A 20,494-nucleotide genomic window follows, 5' to 3' on the forward strand; every position below is an offset into this window, starting at 1 on the left:
GCCCTGTTGTGTTGGAGGCTGTTTGATCGGATTGCTCAGCGGATGCCGATGGGAAAGTCGATCATCCAAACCGACCACCTCATCCTGAGGCGCCGGAGCGTAGCGGAGGCTTTGAGGGAGCCCTCCAGAGACCGAAGCGATCCCTGGAGGGCTCCTTCGAGGCCGCTGCGCGGCACTTCAGGATGAGGTAAAGCTTTGGAAGACAATGCAAATCGGCTGTTCGGACGCTTAGATCGGTCGGAGACCGACTCTCAGACAGTCTGGGCCCGTAGACCACCACCATTCCCCAAAGCCCGGGCGTAGAGCGCCGAGTAATCCATGGCGGCGCCGTCCCAGGTGAAGGAGCGGGACATCGCGCGGCGGCGCATGGCGTTGAGGCGCTTCTTCTCGCCGAACGTGTCGAGGGCGCGGCGGACCGCGCCGAGGAAACCCGTCTGCGAGGCTTCGCCGAAGGTGAAGCCGGTCACGCCGTCCTCCACCGTGTCAGCGAGGCCGCCGGTGCGGCGCACGATCGGCAGCGAGCCGAAACGCTGGGCGTACATCTGTGCGAGTCCGCAGGGCTCGAAACGCGAGGGCATCAGCAGGAAGTCGCTTCCGGCGAACATCCGCCGCGCTTCCTTCTCCTCGAACCCCACATGGACCCCGACGGCATCTGGATGGCGGCGGGCGAGATCGCTGAGCGCGGTCTCGAAGCGGCGCTCACCCTCGCCGATGACGACGATCTGACCGCCCTCGGCCACGATGGTCTCGGCCGCGCTGAGGCTGAGGTCGATGCCCTTCTGGTGGACGAGGCGCGAGACGATGGCGAAGAGCGGGCCGCGCGACACGGCGAGGCCGAACTTCCGGCGCACCGTCTCGGCATTGGCGCGCTTGCCCTTCCAGTCGTCCGCCTCGAACCGAGTGGCGAGGTGGGGATCGGTGCGCGGGTCCCAGCTCTCGTCGATCCCGTTGAGGATGCCGGCGAGGCGCCCCTGGGCGGCGCGGGTGCGCAGCAATCCGTCGAGGCCGCAGCCGGATTCCGGCATCATGATCTCGCGGGCATAGGTCTCGCTCACCGTGGTGACGTGCGAGGCGTAGTAGATGCCGGCTTTGAGGAAGGAGAGATGACCGTAGAACTCGCAGCCATCCATCTGGAAGGCCCCGTCCGGGATGCCGAGGCGAGCGAGGGAATCGCTCGGGAACAGGCCCTGATAAGCGAGATTATGGATCGTCAGCACGCTGGGAACACGCTGCCCGGTCCATTCGAGATAGGCGGGGGCGAGCGCCGTCTGCCAGTCGTTGAGGTGAAGCAGGTCGGCCGACCAGGAAGGGTCGACCCCGCCGGTGAGCTCCGCAGCGGCGAGGCTGAGGCGCGCGAAGCGAAGGTCGTTGTCGCGGAAATCCCCCTGCGCGTCGCCATAGGGCGTCCCGTCGCGCTGGTAGAGGTCGGCACTCAGGATGATGTAGACCTTGAGGCCGTCACCCGTCTCGATGAGGCCGAGATCGCAGGGCGGGATGCCGGCATGGCCGCGCAGATGAGCGACGACGGGGATGTGGTCGAACCGGTCCACCACCTGGCGATAGCCGGGGATGAGCACGCGGACGTCGTAATGGCGGCGGAGCGACCGGGGCAGGGCGCCGGCGACTTCGCCCAGACCGCCGGTCTTCACGAAATCCGACATTTCCGGGGTGGCGTAGAGGATGCGCGGCTGGAGCGAGAGGCTCCGGATCACCTCGGCGTCGGCCGCGCCGGAGGCGAAAATCGGCGAGGCGAGGTCGGCACTGGAGGTGGTCGTCGCCGGCATATGATGGAGACCTCTAGGGCAGATCGTGCTCTTCGCGATGCACAACTCAAGCCACTGGGTCGGTTAATACTACGTTCAGTTTGCTGCGGCGCGGGGAAAATGTCGCGCCGCGATAGTTTTTTCGGCCTCCCTCAGCGTGGGAGGTTTCAATCCGGGTGTTTGAGCAGAATCACGCCCTCGTTTCCGGCCATGTCGAGCACCTCCGAGGCGCCGATATCGGCTCGCCCAGGATGGGTGGAGAGGAGAACGCTCCAGCCTGATTCGCCCGCCAGGGGGAACTGGACCGGTGAGGCTGAGAAGTTCAGCACGATCCGCACGGTCTCGCCGGCCTCCACCCTTTCATAGGCGAGGACGTGTTCGAGCCCGTCCGTATCGAGCCGGCGGTAGCTTCCCACCGCCAAAGCGGGATAGGCGCGGCGGAGATGCAGGAGCCGCCGGTAAAGGGTGAGGATCGAGGTGGAATCGTCCCGCAACGCCTCCACATGCCGCCTGTCCCGGTCGGCGCTCAGGGGCAGCCAGGGTTCGGCTTCGCTGAAGCCGGCATGTTCGGTGTCGTCCCACTGCATCGGGGTCCGTTCCGGGTCGCGGCCATGGCCCGGTTCGTTGAAGCCCCACGGGTCGCGCATCCGCTCCGGCGGGATCTCCACATGGGCGAGGCCGATCTCGTCGCCGTAATAGACCGTGGGCGTGCCGCGAAGCGTAAGGAGGAGGATCGCCGCGATCCGTGCCTGCGCCTCGCCGATCCGCGCGGCGATGCGGGGCTGGTCATGGTTGCCCAGCACCCAGTTCGGCCATCCGCCCGGGGGCAGCGCCTCCTCGTACTCGTCCACCAGGGCCGCCACGGCATCGGCCTGCCACGGGGTCTGGATGAGCTGGAAGTTGAAGGGCAGATCGACGCCGGTCAGACCGGGGCCATAATAGGCCACCAGCCGCTCGATCGGCAGGTAGATCTCGCCGATCAGCACCCGGTCGTCGTAACCGTCCAGCACGCGGCGCATGCCGGCGATGATGTCGAACACTTCCGGGCGGTCGGCGGAATAGACCTGATCGAACCGATTGATCTCCGGTTGTTCGGGGTGGAAGGCCGGGTTCGCCGGATTGTCGCGAAAACCCTCGTCCTTCATCAGGTGCCAGATCACGTCGACGCGGAACCCGTCGATCCCCCGGTCGAGCCAGAAGCGCAGCACGTCGTGCATCGCTTCCCGCACCGCCGGATTGCGCCAGTTCAGGTCCGGCTGCTCGGCCAGGAAGGCATGGTAGTAATACTGGCCGCTCGCCTCGTCGAAGGTCCAGGCCGGGCCGCCGAAATTGCTCAGCCAGTTGTTGGGCGGTCCGCCATCCGGCGCGGGATCGCGCCAGATGTACCAGTCCCGGCGGGGATTCTCGCGCGACGCGCGGCTCTCCGTGAACCAGGGATGCGCGATGGAGGAATGGTTCGGCACGAAATCGAGGATGACCTTGAGCCGCCGGGCATGGGCCTGGGCGACCAGCTCGTCCAGATCGGCGAGGCTGCCGAACAGCCGGTCGACGCCGCAATAATCGGCGACGTCATAGCCGTAATCGGCCATGGGCGACGGATAGATCGGCGAGATCCAGACGGCGTCGACGCCGAGCCAAGCGAGGTAATCGAGGCGGCGCGTGATGCCGGCGAGATCGCCGACACCGTCGCCATTGGTGTCCTGGAACGAGCGTGGATAGACCTGATAGACGGTCCCCCGCTTCCACCAGACGGCTTTCGCCAGATCCGGAAAAGTCGTCTCGCCTGACGTCATCCGTCCCCCGGTCTGACCCGATTCACGCCCTGATGGCAGCAACAGCCTAGCCTGCGCGGGCGCGTCAAGCGACCCCGCCTTGGCTGTGTCCGCCTCATGGCGCACCAGCGCTCATCTGCCGCATTCATGAAACCTTCAGCGCGAAATGGTCTCATTCCCGCGCTGTTTCGATGTGAGGTTGGCGAATCGCGAGGATCGGGCGCGGGCAGCGGGACCGCTTGGTCCCATGGGCCGACCTCATCGATATCGCCATCGCCGAGCGGTCACCGCCGGAAGAAGCGGGTGGCGAAATCGGCGTCGCGGCAGCGACACTATGGGGGAACGAGACCATGCTGAACGAAATCCTGGCCGCCTCCGCACGGAGTGACGAGACCGGCACGCGCGCCGCAGCGGCGGAAGCGCCGGCCCGGCCGGGCTGGACCGCTCCCGCCAAGCCCGCTTCCGGCGACCCAGTGGCGGATCTGCGCGAAGCCATCCTCGCCAAGCTCGCCTATGCCATTGGCAAGACCCCCGAGACGGCGCGCGAGCGCGACTGGTTCGCCGCCACCGCCCTGGCCCTGCGCGACCGGATCGTCGACGCTTGCATGGACGGCAGGTCCACGAGCATTCCCAACAAGCGGGTCTATTACCTCTCCCTCGAATTCCTCATCGGCCGGCTCCTGTCCGACGCCATGAACAATCTCGGCCTCGTCGACACGACCCGCCGGGCCTTGCGCGATCTCGGCATCGATCTCGGCGACGTCGAGGCGGCCGAACCGGACGCGGCGCTCGGCAATGGCGGTCTCGGTCGTCTCGCCGCCTGTTTCATGGAGAGCATGGCGAGCCTGTCGATCCCCGCCATCGGATACGGCATCCGCTACGATCACGGCCTGTTCAAGCAGTCCCTGGAGGATGGCTGGCAGAAGGAAGCGCCGGAAACCTGGCTCGCCGAGGGCAATCCCTGGGAGTTCGTGCGGCCCGAGGCGACCTACACGATCGGGTTCGGCGGCCATGTCACCATGTCGGCGATCTCGGACGGCGTGATCCGCCGGCACTGGCACCCGGCCGAGACCGTGCGGGCCGTGGCCCATGACGTCCCCGTGGTCGGCTGGCGGGGCAAGCACGTCAACACGCTGCGGCTGTGGAAGGCGGAGGCGGAATCGCCCCTCGAACTCGCGCAGTTCAACGGCGGCGACCATGTGGGCGCGGTGGCCGCCCGGTCCAAGGTCGAAGCGATCTCGCGGGTGCTGTATCCGAGCGATTCCTCCGAGACCGGCCAGGAACTCCGCTTGCGCCAGGAATACTTCTTCACCTCGGCCTCGCTGCAGGACCTCGTTTCCCGGCACGTGGCCGAGCGTGGCGACCTGCGCTCGCTGCCCGACCATGCGGCGATCCAGCTCAACGACACCCATCCGGCCATTGCCGTGCCGGAACTGATGCGCATCCTCCTCGAGGATCATGGCGTGACCTGGGAGGATGCCTGGCACATCACCACCAACACGCTGAGCTACACCAACCACACCCTCCTGCCGGAGGCGCTGGAGACCTGGCCGGTGGAGCTGATGGAACGGCTGCTGCCGCGCCACATGCAGATCATCTACCTGATCAACTGGATGCATCTCGAAGAGCAGGGACGCCACGGCAGGGCCGATGCGGCACAGCTCGCCTCGGTCTCGCTCATCGACGAGGCCAACGGCAAGCGCGTGCGGATGGGCCATCTCGCCTTCCTCGGCGCCCGCCGGGTGAACGGCGTCTCGGCGCTCCACACCGACCTGATGCGCTCCACGGTGTTCAAGGACCTCCACGCCCTCGACACCGACAAGATCGTCAACAAGACCAACGGGATCACCTTCCGGCGCTGGTTCCACAACTGTAACCCCGAGCTGACGAAGCTCGCCGTGGAGGTGGTGGGCGAGCGCGTCCTCGACGATCCCGAGGCGCTGCTGGGGCTGGCCGATCACGCCGCCGATCCCGCCTTCCAGGCCCGCTACGCCGCCATGCGCACATCCCGCAAGGAGGCCCTCGCCAAGGTGGTGGCCGAGAATACCGGCATCGTCATCGATCCGTCGGCCCTGTTCGACACGCAGATCAAGCGGATCCACGAATACAAGCGCCAGCTCCTCAACGTGATCGAGACCGTGGCGCTCTACCAGGCGATCAAGGCCGAGCCACACAAGGACTGGACGCCGCGCGTCAAGATCTTCGGCGGAAAGGCGGCGCCGAGCTATGTCCAGGCCAAGCTCATCATCAAGCTCGCCTGCGATGTCGCCAAGCTCGTCAACAGCGACCCGGATATCGCCGGCCGGCTCAAGGTGGTGTTCCTGCCGAATTACCGCGTCAGCCTCGCCGAGGCGATCATCCCCGGCTCCGATCTGTCTGAGCAGATCTCCACCGCCGGCATGGAGGCTTCGGGCACCGGCAACATGAAGCTGGCGCTGAACGGCGCGCTCACCGTGGGCACGCTGGACGGCGCCAATATCGAGATCCGCGACCATGTGGGGGCGGACAACATCTTCATCTTCGGCCTCGACGCGGCCGGGGTGCAGAAGCGGTCGGCCGAGCCGGATTACGCCGCCCGGGCCATCGCGGCCTCGCCGCGCCTCGCCGCTGCCCTCGATTTCATCGAGGCGGGTGGGTTCTCGCCGGAGGAGCGGGGCCGCTTCCAGCCGATCGTGGACGACCTGCGCCACAACGACCGCTACCTCCTCACCGTCGATTTCGACGATTACTGGCGCGTCCAGCGCGAGATCGACGCCGCCTGGATCGACAAGGCGAGCTGGTGGAAGAAGGCCATCCTCAACACCGCCCGGATGGCCTGGTTCTCCTCCGACCGCTCCATGCGCGAATACGCCGACGACATCTGGCGGGTGAAGGTGGGGTGAGCCGGAAGGCTCAACCCCACCCGCCGGGTGGTCGAAGGCCGACGCAGGGGCTCCGCCCGGAAGGACCCTGCGGGGCCGACTTGCGTCGGTCTGCTTGCACGCTGTCACAGACGACGTCGTCCGGGTCGCGTCGATGTCCCGAAGAGGCCGGTCGCGCCGGCCGCCATGCGCGACCGGTCTCGGATCGCGGACGGAGACGAACCTCCGTTGCCGCGGAAGGGGTTGGCGCTTTGGTGCCTACCCCAAGAGAATCGTCGCCTTCGACAGCGTGCTCCATATCCCCCAGGCAATGGGCAGGCCGACGGCGACCCAGGCGAGAACCGCGATCGGCGTGACGCCGCCGCGGCCGATGCCGAAATCGCCGACCCCGCCCGGCAGAGCGGCGACCCCGTCCTTCGCTACGGCGGCACCGCCCTTCGCTGCGGCACCGAGTTCAGCGTCGCTCATGAACCAGCGCGCGGCCAGCGGACGGACCAGCAGATTCGCCACGAAGCCCGCCGCCAGGAAACCGGCGAGGATGTACATGGTCCGGGTGTAGAGCGCCGCGCCCTCGAGGCCCGCATCCACCTGAGCCTGCCGGATCGCCGTGACCACGAAGGGGCCGACCACGCCCGCCGTCGACCAAGCGGTGAGCAGGCGCCCGTGGATGGCGCCGACGAACTGCGTGCCGAAGATGTCGGCGATGTAGGCCGGGATCGTGGCGAAGCCGCCGCCATACATCGACAGGATCACGCAGAAGAACGTGACGAACAGCGCCTTAGAACCGATCGACGCCGCCCAGGGCGCGCCGGCATAGAGCAGGCATCCGAGGACGAAGAAGGTCGCATAGGTGACCTTGCGACCGATCTTGTCCGAGATCGACGCCCAGAAGAAACGGCCGAGGATGTTGAACAGCGACAGCAATCCGACGAAGCTGGCCGCCACCGCCGCGATTTGCGTCTTCTGGCCGGCATCGAGCTCCCCGAAGCCGAGGCCGGGCAGGCCGATCAGCGCGCCGCCGAAGATTTCCTGCAACATCGGTGAGGCGAGGGCGAGGACGCCGATGCCGGCGGAGACGTTGAGGCAGAGGATCGCCCATAGCAGCCAGAATTGCGGGGTCTCGTGGGCCCGGTCCAGATGGACGTGGCCGGAGCTGATCATCGCGCTCTTCGCCGCCGGCGCGGTCCATCCCTTGGGTTGCCAGCCGGCCGGCGGCACGCGGTAGCCGAACGCGCCGCACAGCATCGCCACGATGTAGATCCCGCCCATCACCGAGAGCGTCTGCCAGACGCCGGCTGAGTCCGGTGTCTTGAAGGTGTTGATGAGCAGCGTGGCGAGCGGCGAGCCGATCATGGCGCCGCCGCCGAAGCCCATGATGGCCATTCCCGTGGCCATGCCGCGCCGGTCGGGGAACCATTTCACCAGGGTGGAGACCGGGGAGATGTAGCCGAGCCCGAGGCCGATGCCGCCGAGCACTCCCATGCCGATCCAGATCAGCCAGAGCTGATGCAGGTAGACGCCGAGGCTGCCGATCAGGAAGCCGCCGCCCCAGCACAGGGCTGCAGCGAGGCCGGCCTTGCGCGGGCCGGCCCGCTCCAGCCAGCCGCCGAACACGGCGGCCGAGAGGCCGAGCATCACGATGCCGATGGAGAAGACGATGACGAGGTCGCTGACGCGCCAGTCGCAGGCGGTGGTGAACAAGGACGTGGCGATGCTCATGTCCGGACAAGCCGCCGGTGCCGTTTGCCCGATACTGAGCGCCCGGGACAGCGGTAGCCAGAACACCGACAATCCGTAGGACATTCCGATGCACAGATGGATGGCCAGCGCCGCGGGAGGCACGAGCCACCGGTTGAACCCGGGCTTGGCGACCGTGGCCTCACGTGAGAGCCAGTGCGGGGCGGCCGCTCCCGCGAAGGCGGCGTCACCGATACGTATGTTCATGAGGCATCTCTCATCCAGACCGAAAGGTGGCCTGGCCCTCGGGATTAACACAGGTTTATAAACGTATTGCTACGCTATGGTGTGGTCCCGGGGTGAGGGTTGTATGCCGCTCGGCCGCCTCGTGGCCGGAGGATGCGTCTGCGCCTCCGTGACGGGCCATCGTCCGGCGAACGGGGGGATGCTCATGTCCCCACGGAGCGAGGGAGCCTCTCCTTTACGGGTGCCCTCGCGCTACGGCTGCCGCATCGGAATCCCGCTCGACGGAGCAGGACGACCGGGTCAGATCCGGCACGCGCCTTCGAGCGCCCTGTTCTCCGCCTCGGTGAAGATCCGTGAGCGGATGAGGAAGCGCTTGTCGCGGCCGTTCTCCAGCGAGAACATGCCGCCGCGGCCGGGCACCACGTCGAGGATCAGGTGGGTGTGCTTCCAGACCTGGAACTGAGGACGGCTGATCCAGAAATCTGCGCCGGCCACCTGGCCGAGATGGACGTCGCTGTCGCCGGTGAGAAAATCTCCCACCGGGTAGCACATGGGCGACGAGCCATCGCAGCATCCGCCCGATTGGTGGAACATCACCGGCCCGTGCTCGGCGCGTAATTCCTCGATCAACGCGATGGCGGCCGGTGTCGCGGTGACCCGCAGGGGCGTTCCGTCGGCGCCGACCTGATCGGCGGTGGTCGCTTCGGTCGTGCTCATGGAACGCTCCCTCCCGTCATGTGACCTCGGCCGGGGAATGTCCCGAGCCGAGGTGTTCGTTCACGCCGCCTTCTTGGCAGCGGCGTCGCCGTAGAACGTGCCGCCGGCCTCCGCCATGCGCAGGAGGTTGTCCGGCACCGCGAAACGCGACCCGTGCTTTGCCTCCAGGCCCTGGGCCAGGGCCACGAACGCTTTCGCACCCATGAAGTCGATGTAGGACAGGGCGCCGCCGGTGAAAGGGGCGAAGCCGAAGCCGAGGATGGAGCCCACATCCGCCTCGCGCGGGTCGGTGATCACGCCTTCACCCACGGTGCGGGCAGCCTCCAGGGCCTGGACCACCAGGAGCCGCTGCTTCAGCTCGGTGAAATCGACGTCGTCGGGATCGATTCGCGTGGTCTGGAGCTCCGACAGGCCGGGCCAGAGCTTCCTCGAGGCGCCTTCCGGATAGTCGTAGAAGCCCTTCCGGTTCTTGCGCCCGAGCCGGCCCTCGCCCTCCACCAGGGTGGTGAGGAGCGCCTTCTGGGCCGGGTCGATCGCCTCGGCGCCGAGCTGCGCTTCGGTGGCCTTGACGATCTTCAGGGCGAGATCGACGGCGACCTCGTCGGTGAGGGAGAGGGGTCCCACCGGCATGCCCGCTTGCCGGCCGGCATTCTCGATCATGGCGGCGGGGATGCCCTCGATGAGCATCTTGTGGCCCTCGTACAGATAGGCGCCGACGCAGCGATTGGCGAAGAAGCCCCGGCTGTCGTTGACGACGATGGGCGTCTTCTTGATCGCGCGGACGTAGTCGAGAGCGGTGGCGAGCGCGGCGTCGCCGGTCTGCTCGCCCTTGATGATCTCGACGAGCATCATCTTCTCCACCGGCGAGAAGAAGTGAATGCCGACGAAATTGGCCGCGCGCCGGGACGCCTTGGCGAGGCCCGAGATCGGTAGGGTCGAGGTGTTGGAGGCGAAGATCACGTCCTCGCCGATCACCGCCTCGACCTTGGCGATGACTTCGGCCTTCACCTTCGGGTCCTCGAACACCGCCTCGATCACGAGATCACAGGATGACAGGTCGGCGTAATCGGCGCTGGTGGTGATGCGCGCCAGCAGGGCCTCGCGGTCGGCGGTCTTGGCGCGTCCCTTGTTGATCTGGTCGGTGACGAGCTTTTGGGCGTAGGCCTTGCCCTTCTCGGCCGCCTCGGTTGACTGGTCGAGGAGGATCACCTCCATCCCCGCATTGGCGGTGACGTAGGCGACCCCGGCCCCCATGAAGCCGGCGCCGACGACGCCCACCCGCTTCACGCTGGTCTTGGCGATCTCCTTCGGCCGGCGCGCGCCCTTGTTCAGCTCGCCCATGGAGATGAACAGCGTGCGGATCATCGCCGCCGCCTCCTTGGAGCGCAGGATCTTGGCGAAGTACCGGCTCTCGACCCGCAGGGCGAGATCCATCGGCAGCTGCAGGCCCTCGTAGACCGAGGCGAGAATGGCCTTGGCGGCCGGATAATTGTCGTGGGTCTCACGACGGTAGATCGCATTGGCCGGGGGCCAGATCATCATGCCGGCGGGCGAATAGACCTTGCCCGAGGGGGCCTTGAACTTCGGCTGGTCCCAGGGAGCCACGGGCGAGCCGCCGGCCTTGATCCAGGCCTTGGCCTTCTCGACGATCTCGTCCTTCGGCGCGACTTCGTGGACGAGGCCCATGTTCTTGGCCATGAGCGGACGGATCTGCTCCCCCTTGAACAGCATCTGCAGGGCGTCGCCGGTCTGCATCAGGCGGGGGACGCGCTGGGTCCCGCCTGCGCCGGGGAACAGCCCGACCTTGATCTCGGGCAGGCCGACGCGGGTCTTCGGGTCGTCGGACAGCACCCGGTGGTGACAGGAGAGCGAGAGTTCGAAGGCGCCGCCGAGGCAGATGCCGTTCACCGCCGCCGCGAAGGGCTTGCCGCAGGTCTCGAGCTTACGGAAGACCAGGGTGAGCTTGCGCGATTCCTCGAAGAAGTGGCGCATGGCCTCCTCCTCGCCCTTCTCGGCTTTCAGCTTCTCGTAAGCCTGGCCGAGGCCCTGGAGCATGGTCAGGTCGGCGCCGCCGGAAAAGTTGTCCTTGCCGGAGGTGATGACGCAGCCCTTCACATCGGGATCGGCCACCACGGCGTCGATGACCTGATGCAGGTCGCTCATCACCTCTTCGGTGAAGACGTTCATCGAGCGGCCCGGCATGTCCCAGGTGGCGAGGGCGATCCCGTCGGCATCGACGTCGTAGCGGAAATTCGTGAGATTCATTTCTGACCCTCGAAGGTTCGGCGAAGGAATCGTATCCATTAAGGCGATCTAAAACCTTCCGATGGATAGTTTTCCGAGAAAGTTCAAAGTCTTAACATGGGATAGAGTTGATGGCGTCGAGGAAGGCCTGCCAGGGATGTCGTGATGGCGTCGATCTCGATCTTGATTTTACCATGGCTTTTCAACCGATCGTCGATACCAGGGTCGACCGGATCTGGGGCTACGAAGCGCTCATCCGGGGCCCGGAAGGCCAGTCCGCCGGATCGATCCTCGGGCAGGTGACCGAAGCGACCATGTACCGGTTCGATCAGGCCGCGCGGGTGCGTGCCATCGAACTCGCCGGACGCCTGTTCCAGGCCGACGACGACACAAGATTGTCGATCAACTTCATGCCGAACGCCGTCTACGAGCCCGCGGCCTGCATCCGCTCGTCCCTGGAGGCGGCGCGCCAATTCGGCTTCGCTCATGAGCGGATCATGTTCGAGTTCACCGAGAACGAGAAATTCCGCGACATCGCGCATCTCCAGCGCATCGTCGACGAGTATCGCCGGCAGGGCTTCCTGACGGCCCTCGACGATTTCGGTGCGGGCTTCGCCGGGCTCAGCCTGCTGGCCAACTTTCAGCCGGACCTGATCAAGATCGACATGGACCTGCTGCGCGGCATCGACCGGGACCGGGCGCGGCAGGTCATCACGGCGGGCATCCTCTCGATCGCCCGGCAACTCGGCATCGAGGTCATCGCCGAGGGAATCGAGACGCAGGCGGAATTCGCGACCATGCGCGAACTCGGCGCGAATCTGTTCCAAGGCTATTATTTCGCCCGTCCCCAACTCGAAGTCCTCCCGAGCGTTTCCGGCTTCGAGGCGCGGGAGCCGCGCCTCGACCTCGCGTCCTAGGGCGGGGCGAAGCCCCTCCCAGTCTTCGCGCTCTACTTCGCGCCGGTCTCTACTTGGCGCCGGTCTCTACTTGGCGCCGGGCATGGGCGGCATCGGAGCGGCCGGCTTGTCGCCGGCCGAGGCGATCGCCAACATGTTCAGGATCTTGGTGACCGCACCCTGCGAGATGACGGTGACGGTCGAGGCCGGGTCCGAATTGATCGCCTGGAACTTCTGGTAGATCTTGTCGTCGTAGATGCCGCTGAGGTGCTTGAGCTCGTCGATGTTGAACTTCTCGGCATAGGCCTTCGAGAGACCGTCGATCATGACTTCGCGCTGCTTCTCGAACTCGGCGCGGACTTCCTTGCGCACGGCCTCGGCCTTGTCTTCCGCCATCGGCTGCACGGTCTTCTCGAGAGCTCCGGTGAAGCCGGTTTCGAGGTTCTTGATCAGTGTCTTCTGAACCAGATCCTTGGCGATCGTGACCCGGTCGGACATGTCGTCCGCGCGGGCGGCGAGCGGCGCCATCAATGCCGTGGTCAGCATCATGGTGGCGAGAATGCGTGTCATCTTGGCGTGTCTCCCGATGTTGTCTTTGCGCCGCCGGTTCCGGCGGCGGGAGCGCGCCGTCTAACAGCGTTTCGAAGGGTTTGGGAGGCGGGACCGGCGAAAGCCCGCCCCGGCCCGGTTCTACACCCGCTCGATGATCGTGGCGGTTCCCATTCCGGCGCCGATGCAGAGGGTCACGAGGGCGCGCTCCTTGCCCGTGCGCTCCAGCTCGTCGAGGACCGTGCCGAGGATCATGGCGCCGGTGGCGCCCAGCGGATGGCCCATGGCGATGGCGCCGCCATTGACGTTCACCTCGGACGGATTGAGCCCGAAGGCCTGACAGAAGCGCAGGACCACGGCGGCGAACGCCTCGTTGACTTCGAACAGGTCGATATCGGCGATGGTCATGCCGGCGCGGGCCAGCACCTTCTTCGTCACGTCCACCGGTCCGGTGAGCATGAGGGCCGGATCCGAGCCGATATTGGCGAAGGCGCGGATACGGGCGCGCGGCTTGAGGCCGGCCCGCTCGCCGGCTTCCTTCGAGCCCACCAGCACGGCGGCGGCACCATCGACGATGCCGGAAGAATTGCCGGCGTGATGGACGTGGTTGACCACCTCCACATCGGGATGCGCGTCGACCGCCACGGCGTCGAAACCGCCCATCTGGCCCATCTGGACGAAGGAGGCCTTCAGCCCGGCCAAGGACTGCATGTCGGTGGAGGGACGCATGTGCTCGTCGGTGTCGAGCAGGGTGATGCCGTTGACGTCGCGCACCGGGACGACGGAATTCCTGAACAGCCCGCCGGCCCAGGACTTGGCCGAGCGCTTCTGCGATTCGACGGCGTAGGCGTCGCACTCGTCGCGGCTGAATCCGTATTTCGTGGCGATGAGATCGGCCGAGACGCCCTGCGGCATGAACCAGGATTTGATGGCGATGGCCGGGTCCACCGGCCAGGCCCCGCCGGAGGCGCCGAGGCCGACGCGGCTCATGGATTCGACGCCGCCGCCGACCGTCATGTCGTGCTGGCCGGCCATGATCTGGGCCGCGGCGAAGTTCACCGCGTCGAGCCCGGAGGCGCAGAAGCGGTTGATCTGCACACCGGGGACATGGGTGCCGTAATCCGCCACCAGGGCCGCTGCGCGGGCGATGTCGCCACCGGCCTCACCGACGGGATCGACGCAGCCGAGGATGACGTCGTCCACCTGCCGCGTGTCGAGCTCGTTGCGCTCCTTGAGGGCGCGCAGGGCCGTCTCGGCGAGGCGCAGGGCCGTCACCTCGTGCAACGCGCCATCCGGCTTGCCGCGGCCGCGCGGCGTGCGGACGTGATCGTAGATGAAGGCCTCGGGCATATGCGTTTCCCTGTTGTCCGCTCCTGCGGAGCGACGGCTTTCAAAGTCTGCTCTCGGTCTCGCCGTCATTCCGGGGCCGCGAAGCGGAGCCCGGAATCCAGATCCGCGAACACATCCAGGTTTGTCGCGTCGGCGGTTCTGGATTCCGGGCTCGCTCTGCGAGCGCCCCGGAATGACGTGGTGAACTGAAAGTCTGTCGTCCGCTCTAAAACGCCTCGGCGCTCAACGCCATGGTCGTGTCGGCCCCGGCCTTGATCCGCACCAGCCGCAGGGCGGTCTCGGGAAGCGTCCGCTCCATGTAGAACCGGCCGATGACGAGCTTGTCGGCCATTTCCGGTGACGGGCCTTGCGCGATGCGCGCCAGCGCCGCCTTGGCGATCCGGGCCCACATGTAGCCCATGGCGACGAGGCCGAGGAGGTGCATGTAGTCGGTGGCGCCGGCACCGGCATTGTCGGGCTTGGAGAAAGCGTTCTGCATGAACCACATGGTGGCGCCCTGGAGGTCGTTCAGCCCGGCCTGGAGCGGGCCGGTGAACGGCTTCATCTCGGCCTCCTCGTCATGGTCCTTGATGAAGGTCTGGACCTCGGCGAGGAAGCTCATCATCGCCCGGCCGCCATCCTTGGGCAGCTTGCGGCCGATGAGGTCCATGGCCTGGATGCCGTTGGCGCCCTCGTAGATCATGGCGATGCGGGCATCGCGCACGAATTGCGACATGCCCCATTCCTCGATGTAGCCATGCCCGCCAAAGAGCTGCTGGGCCGCCACCGCGTTGTCGAAGCCCTTGTCGGTGAGCACGCCTTTCACCACCGGGGTCATCAGGCCCATATGGTCCTCGGCCTTCTGGCGCTCGGCCGCATCGTCGGAGCGATGGCCGATATCGGCCTGAAGCGCGGTCCACAGCACCAGCGCGCGGGCAGCCTCGTTGAAGGCGCGGATTCCCATCAGGGTCCGGCGCACGTCGGGATGGACGATGATCGGGTCGGCGACCTTGTCGGGTGCCTTCGCCCCCGTAAGCGAGCGGCCCTGGAGCCGGTCCTTCGCGTAGGCCACCGCGTTCTGGTAGGCGACCTCCGACTGGGCGAGCCCCTGGACGCCCACCGCGAGGCGCGCTTCGTTCATCATCACGAACATCGCATTGAGACCGCGGTTCTCCTGGCCGACGAGCCAGCCCTTCGCGCCGTCATAGTTCATGACGCAGGTGGAATTGCCGTGGATGCCCATCTTGTGTTCGAGGGAGCCGCAGGAGACGCCGTTCCGCTCACCCACCGATCCATCCTCGTTGACGAGGAATTTCGGCACCACGAACAGGGAGATGCCCTTGGTGCCGGCCGGCGCGCCCTCGATCCGGGCGATGACGAGGTGGACGATGTTCTCGGACAGGTCGTGCTCGCCGGCCGAGATGAAGATCTTGGTGCCCGTGAGGCTGTAGGAACCGTCGCCGTTCGGCACCGCCTTCGTCTTGAGGAGCCCGAGATCCGTGCCGCAATGCGGCTCGGTGAGGTTCATCGTACCGGTCCAGGCGCCTTCCACCATCTTGGGCAGATAAGTCGCCTTCTGCTCCTCCGAGCCGTGGACGAGGAGGGCGGCCATCGCGCCCTGCGTCAGGCCCGGATACATGGCCAATGCCAGATTGGCCGAAGAGGTGAATTCCGAGATCGCGGTGTTGATCGTGTGCGGCAGGCCCTGGCCGCCATATTCCTCCGGCACGGAGATGCCCATCCAGCCGCCCTCGGCATAGGCGTCGTAGCCGGCCTTGAACCCGTCCGGCGTGGTCACGCTGCCATCCGCCTGGCGGGTACAGCCCTGCCTGTCGCCCACGGCATTGAGGGGGGTGAGCACGCCCTCGGCCAGCTTGGCGCCCTCGACCAGAACCGCCTGGATCAGGTCGGGCGACGCATCCGCGAAGCCGCGCAGGTTGTTGCGTCCATGGAAGGCGAAGACGTCGTTGAGGAGAAACTGAACGTTCTCGACCGGTGCACGATAACTCGGCATCTCGTCTGTCCTCCACCCGCTTGATCGCATGCCCGATTCGGCCTCTCAGCCCCGGCACGCTTGATAGTTCATATATAAACTATCGCCGTGCGGAGGGAAAGGGGCACCGTCCGCGAGACGTCGACGATAACATAAGGCCAGTTTGGCACAGGCCTTAACCGCCTGTTTACCAAGAGTGCGAAATGTCAGCGGCAATCGATCCGTTTCGCTGCCGCTGCGACACCTCTGCGTTGCACACTGACAAACCGGATTGGGTCACGGACCTCGCTGCCCCGGGTTTGACGATGAAACGCAACGCGACGCTCAACCTGGAAGAGTTCGACCCGGAAATCCTCGATGCCGCCCGCGATGTGGCGCGTCGCGCAGGGGTGCCGGTCGAGACCTGGATCGCGTCGATCGTCACGCCGGACCAGAAGCCCAAGGCACGCCGCCGCCGCTTGACCTCGTCGATGCAGCATCAGACCCGCCCGCTCGTCGACGTTTCGAGCAGCGCGCCGTCACCCGCCGAGGCCAATCCCGCATCCGCCGAGGCCGATCCCGCACCCGTCGACGCCGCGGAGGCCGTCGTCACCGATGCCGCTGACGTCGTCTCGGCTCCCGTCGTCTCGGCCCCTGCACCGGACCCGATCGCGCCCTTCACCACCTCCATCGCCGAGATGATGCGCCGTCTCGACCAGATCGACCATAAGATCGCCCAGGATCACCAGATCTCGCAGGAGACGGCGACGCGGACGATCGAGGAGATCGAGGCCCGGATCAGCACGGTGCTGGATGCCGGTCTGTCCCCGGCGGCACAGATGGCCGAGCGTCTGGCGCAGATCGAGCGCCGCATGGTCGAACTCGGCGAGCAGCTTGCCTCGCCGCGCCCCATCGGCCGGCGCGGCCGCCCCGTCGAGGTGGAGCTGCGCGACGCCGTGGCTGAAATCCGCCAGCGCCAGCGCGAGCTCGATTCCGACGCGGCCACTGCCGAGCAGAAGCCCGTCGCTTCGGCGACACGGGCGCCGTCGCCGGCGCTCTCGGAATTGCAGGCCGAGACGAGCCGTCTTCGCGAATCGATCACCGGCCTCGCCACGGGCCGCGACGTCGGTGCCCTCGAACAGGCGATGCACTCCCTCGTCACCGGGGTCCAGCGCGCGCAGGAGCCCTCCGACCTCGCCGCCATCGCGGCCCCCATCGAACTGATCCGCGTTCAGGTCGCCCGTCTCGCCGACGATGTGGCCGAGAACGTCCATGCCCGCGTCGCCAGCGACGTCGAGCGCCTCGCGGCGAAGGTGGACGGGGCGCTCAGCAGCAGCGCGCCGGGCTTCGCCGACCGTGACGAACTCGGTAACCTGTTCCGCGAACTGGACGAAATCCGCCGCCTGATCGGTTCGCTCGCCGGGCCGGAGCGGATCCAGAGCCTCGCCCAGGGGCTCCAGGCGATCAGCGCCCAGATCACAGAATTGCAGGGCGGCGTCGGCGGTGACGGAGCCAACATGGCCGAGCTGCGGCCGTTGCTCGAAGAGATCCGCCTCGGCCTCCGGACCCCGCCTTCGGGTGGGATCGAGGAACAGATCCAGGCGATGGGCGCCAAGCTCGACGCGCTGCGCGAAGGCGGCTCCGTCGGCGGCGGCAGCCATTCGGACGAGATCATCGTGCGGATAGACGCCCTCGCCGACAAGGTCGAGCGGGTCAGCGTCAATCCGGTCGGCGACCTGATCGGCCGCCTCGAGGATCTCGGCGAAACCCTGCGCCGGCCGGTGATTCCCGGCGGCGACCTCGCCTCGATCCACGGCATGCTCCACGACCTCGCCGACAAGCTCGACCGGGTGGGAGGCCCCGCCGGACCCCGCGCCGAAGGTCTCGACGTGCTGGAGAAGCAGGTTCTGGCGCTGGCCAGCCGCATCGACACGCGCGACGCGGACCCCGCGATCGCCGGCCTGGAACGGACGATGTCCGACCTGCTCGGCCAGGTCTCGGCTTTGCGCGAAGAGGTTCCGATCGAGGCCGCCGTAGAGCGCGCCGCACGCAATGCCGTGGCCGAGAGCATCGGAACCACCGGTGAGACGGGCGAACTCGGAATGCTTCGGGCCAGCCTGGCGGATCTGCGCGCCCAGCAGGCGGCCTCCGAGCAGCGGATGCAGGCGACGCTCGACGGCGTCCATTCCACCCTGGACAGGCTCGTAGGCCAGCTGGGCGTCCTGGCCGAGGCCGGCCCGCTCGCCGCCAGCCGCTCCACCTCGTCTCACGACCTCGCCGAGCGGCTCGGAATCGCCACCGGCCGCGTGGATGAGCGGGCCCCGATGCAGGCGGGCGCCATGATCCGGCGGGCCGAGCCCTTGCGGGTGAGTCCGACGGCCCAATCCTTCGAGCTCGGTCGCGTCACGGACGAGCCGCTGGAGCCCGGCGCCCGCCGTCCCAGCCCCGACCGGTCCGCGGAGAGCGGTTCGGACGCGATCAAGCCGACCGAGAGCGACATCAAGACGAGCTTCATCGCCGCCGCGCGGCGTGCGGCGCAGGCCGCGCAGAACGAGGCCGCGATCGCGGCCCGCTCGCCCGAGATGCAGCGTCGCGGTGCCTCCGACGACGCCCTGGAAACCTCCACCCCCGGGCGCGTTGCGCGTCTGCGCGCCGAATTCGACAAGCGTCGCAAGCCGCTCCTCCTCGGCCTCGCCGCCATCGTCCTCGCGCTCGGTGCATTGCAGGCCATCAACTCCCGCCGCACCGCAACGAATGTGTCGGCGGCCCAAATCGCCGAAGCGCAGGCCGCCCCAGGCCAGCCCTCGGACAGTGCGGCCAAAACCGATTCGGCCAATGCCGACACGGCCAAGGCTGACGCATCGAAGGCTGACCCATCTCCCACCGAGACGGCCAGGGTCGCCGCGGATACGCCTGCGCGGCCGGACCCGGAAACCACACAGTCGATCTCCGAGCCGGCCTCGTCGAAGGCCATCCCGGCCCTGACCGAATCCTCGAGTCAGCCGGCCCAGCGTCCGGTGCCGAAGGTCGCTGCCCTCGGTAATCTGGCGGGCGATCTCGGGGCGGTGCCGACGGGGCTCGCGCAGCTTCGCAAGGCCGCCCTCGAAGGCGATGGAGCCTCCGTCTACGATCTCGCCGCCCGCGCCCTCGAAGGCCGGGGCATGCCCCGCGACTTCGCGGTGGCGGCAAAGCTGTTCGAGGCCCTGGCCGAAGTCGGCTACGCCCCGGCGCAGTACAAGCTCGGCGGCCTCTACGAGAAGGGCTCGGGCGTGGTGCGCGACCTCGCCCAGGCCAAGCTTTGGTACGCCCGCGCGGCGGAACAGGGCCATGCCCGCTCGATGCATAACCTTGCCGTGGTCTACGCCGAGAATCCGTCGGCGAATGGCAAGCCGGATTACACCACGGCCTCGCAATGGTTCCGGCGCGGCGCCGAGTACGGCATGCGCGACAGCCAGTACAACCTCGCCGTCCTCTACGCGCGGGGCCTTGGGTTGCAGCAGGATCTGGTCCAATCCTACCTCTGGTTCTCCGCCGCTGCGGCCCAGGGCGACGACGATGCGGGCCGGAAGCGCGACGATGTCGCCGCCAAGCTGGCGCCGAAGGATCTGGTGGTGGCGCAGAAGCTCAGCACCGCCTTCAAACCGAAGGCATCGGTGGCGGCTGTCAACGAGCCTCCCGCGCCCACCGGCGCCGGCGTGGATGGGTCGATGAGCCTGATCGGTGCACCGCCCCCCGCCACACTGGCTCCGACCACGCCGCGCCGTACCACGGGTGCGTGACACACCGGTCGCACGCGGACATGGACTGCGCGTGATAGCGACGCGCGTAGCGTCGACGCGGGCGGAGCGAAGTCGAATCGACGTTCCTGTTCAGAGCCTTACCTGAACCTGGACGTGAGTCGATCCGTCGGCGGCTCTGGATCGGCGGGGCGTTTCGCGCGGCGAGAACCGTGTATAGTCACGGCAGATGAGATCCTGGCCGCGGATCGCGGACGATCGCGGGATCACGGACCAATGGAGCCGGAGATTAGATGGCGCGTGTGACGCCCATACCGACATCAGCCCTCGTTCTCGGCGTCGCCGGCCTCATTCCCTTTCTGGGGTTCGCAGCTCTTTCACTCAGCGGCAGCGATGGTGGCCTCGGCAATGTCGGGCTGGCCCCACGCACCATCCTCTCGACCTATGGCGCGGTGATCGCGTCGTTCCTCGGCGGCATTCGCTGGGGCGCGGCCGCGTCGGGCGGAGCGGGCGGGCGCGACTACGTCATCGCCATCCTGCCCTCCCTCATCGCCTGGGCGGCCCTGGCCTTTCCCATGCCGTGGGACCTGCGCGTGCTCGGCCTGCTCGTCCTCGGCTGGGGCTTCGTCGATCTCGACCTCGTCCGGCGTGGCCTCGTGCCGACCTGGCTCGGACGTCTGCGGCTCGTCCTGTCGGTCGTCGCCGGCTGCGCGCTGCTGATCGCGGCCTGA

General features: G+C 67.2%; 12 protein-coding genes. 4 read left to right on the plus strand and 8 right to left on the minus strand.

Features of this window, described 5'->3' with window-relative positions:
* Positions 1-251: 251 nt before the first annotated feature.
* Both glgA and ACYQOP_RS11860 read right to left on the minus strand, forming a co-directional pair.
* Positions 252-1,784: a glycogen synthase GlgA gene (glgA, locus tag ACYQOP_RS11855; RefSeq protein ID WP_461222474.1), complete on the minus strand. Its 1,533-nt coding sequence runs from the start codon at positions 1,782-1,784 to the stop codon at positions 252-254.
* 146 nt (positions 1,785-1,930) lie between these two features.
* Entirely contained in the window at positions 1,931-3,556 is a 1,626-nt protein-coding gene (locus ACYQOP_RS11860) for an alpha-amylase family glycosyl hydrolase (RefSeq protein ID WP_461222475.1), read from the minus strand.
* A gap of 329 nt (positions 3,557-3,885) precedes the next feature.
* Between ACYQOP_RS11860 and ACYQOP_RS11865 the strand changes: the two genes are divergently transcribed.
* On the plus strand, positions 3,886-6,417 hold the full coding sequence (locus tag ACYQOP_RS11865) for a glycogen/starch/alpha-glucan phosphorylase (RefSeq protein ID WP_461225290.1): 2,532 nt from the start codon (positions 3,886-3,888) through the stop codon (positions 6,415-6,417).
* 237 nt (positions 6,418-6,654) lie between these two features.
* On the opposite strand, the gene ACYQOP_RS11870 is transcribed toward ACYQOP_RS11865, so the two are convergent.
* From ACYQOP_RS11870 to ACYQOP_RS11880, 3 genes are all read right to left on the minus strand, one after another.
* Positions 6,655-8,340, minus strand: coding sequence for an OFA family MFS transporter (locus tag ACYQOP_RS11870; protein WP_461222476.1), 1,686 nt, complete (start codon positions 8,338-8,340; stop codon positions 6,655-6,657).
* A 279-nt stretch (positions 8,341-8,619) separates the two neighbouring features.
* Positions 8,620-9,036, minus strand: coding sequence for a DUF779 domain-containing protein (locus ACYQOP_RS11875; RefSeq protein WP_461222477.1), 417 nt, complete (start codon positions 9,034-9,036; stop codon positions 8,620-8,622).
* 60 nt (positions 9,037-9,096) lie between these two features.
* Entirely contained in the window at positions 9,097-11,301 is a 2,205-nt protein-coding gene (locus tag ACYQOP_RS11880) for a 3-hydroxyacyl-CoA dehydrogenase NAD-binding domain-containing protein (protein ID WP_461222478.1), read from the minus strand.
* 110 nt (positions 11,302-11,411) lie between these two features.
* On the opposite strand from ACYQOP_RS11880, the gene ACYQOP_RS11885 reads away from it, so the two are divergent.
* The gene (locus ACYQOP_RS11885) at positions 11,412-12,197 is read left to right on the plus strand and encodes an EAL domain-containing protein (RefSeq protein WP_461222479.1); all 786 of its coding nucleotides are present in this window, start codon (positions 11,412-11,414) and stop codon (positions 12,195-12,197) included.
* A gap of 66 nt (positions 12,198-12,263) precedes the next feature.
* On the opposite strand, the gene ACYQOP_RS11890 is transcribed toward ACYQOP_RS11885, so the two are convergent.
* From ACYQOP_RS11890 to ACYQOP_RS11900, 3 genes are all read right to left on the minus strand, one after another.
* Entirely contained in the window at positions 12,264-12,746 is a 483-nt protein-coding gene (locus tag ACYQOP_RS11890; protein WP_056426222.1) for a DUF2059 domain-containing protein, read from the minus strand.
* 120 nt (positions 12,747-12,866) lie between these two features.
* Complete coding sequence (locus ACYQOP_RS11895) at positions 12,867-14,075, minus strand: acetyl-CoA C-acetyltransferase (protein ID WP_461222480.1); 1,209 nt, start codon at positions 14,073-14,075, stop codon at positions 12,867-12,869.
* 205 nt (positions 14,076-14,280) lie between these two features.
* On the minus strand, positions 14,281-16,068 hold the full coding sequence (locus ACYQOP_RS11900) for an acyl-CoA dehydrogenase C-terminal domain-containing protein (protein WP_461222481.1): 1,788 nt from the start codon (positions 16,066-16,068) through the stop codon (positions 14,281-14,283).
* 284 nt (positions 16,069-16,352) lie between these two features.
* On the opposite strand from ACYQOP_RS11900, the gene ACYQOP_RS11905 reads away from it, so the two are divergent.
* On the plus strand, positions 16,353-19,805 hold the full coding sequence (locus ACYQOP_RS11905; protein ID WP_461222482.1) for a tetratricopeptide repeat protein: 3,453 nt from the start codon (positions 16,353-16,355) through the stop codon (positions 19,803-19,805).
* Between the two features lie 251 nt (positions 19,806-20,056).
* Positions 20,057-20,494, plus strand: coding sequence for a DUF3429 domain-containing protein (locus tag ACYQOP_RS11910; protein WP_461222483.1), 438 nt, complete (start codon positions 20,057-20,059; stop codon positions 20,492-20,494).

The organism is Methylobacterium sp. CM6247, from assembly GCF_054817925.1.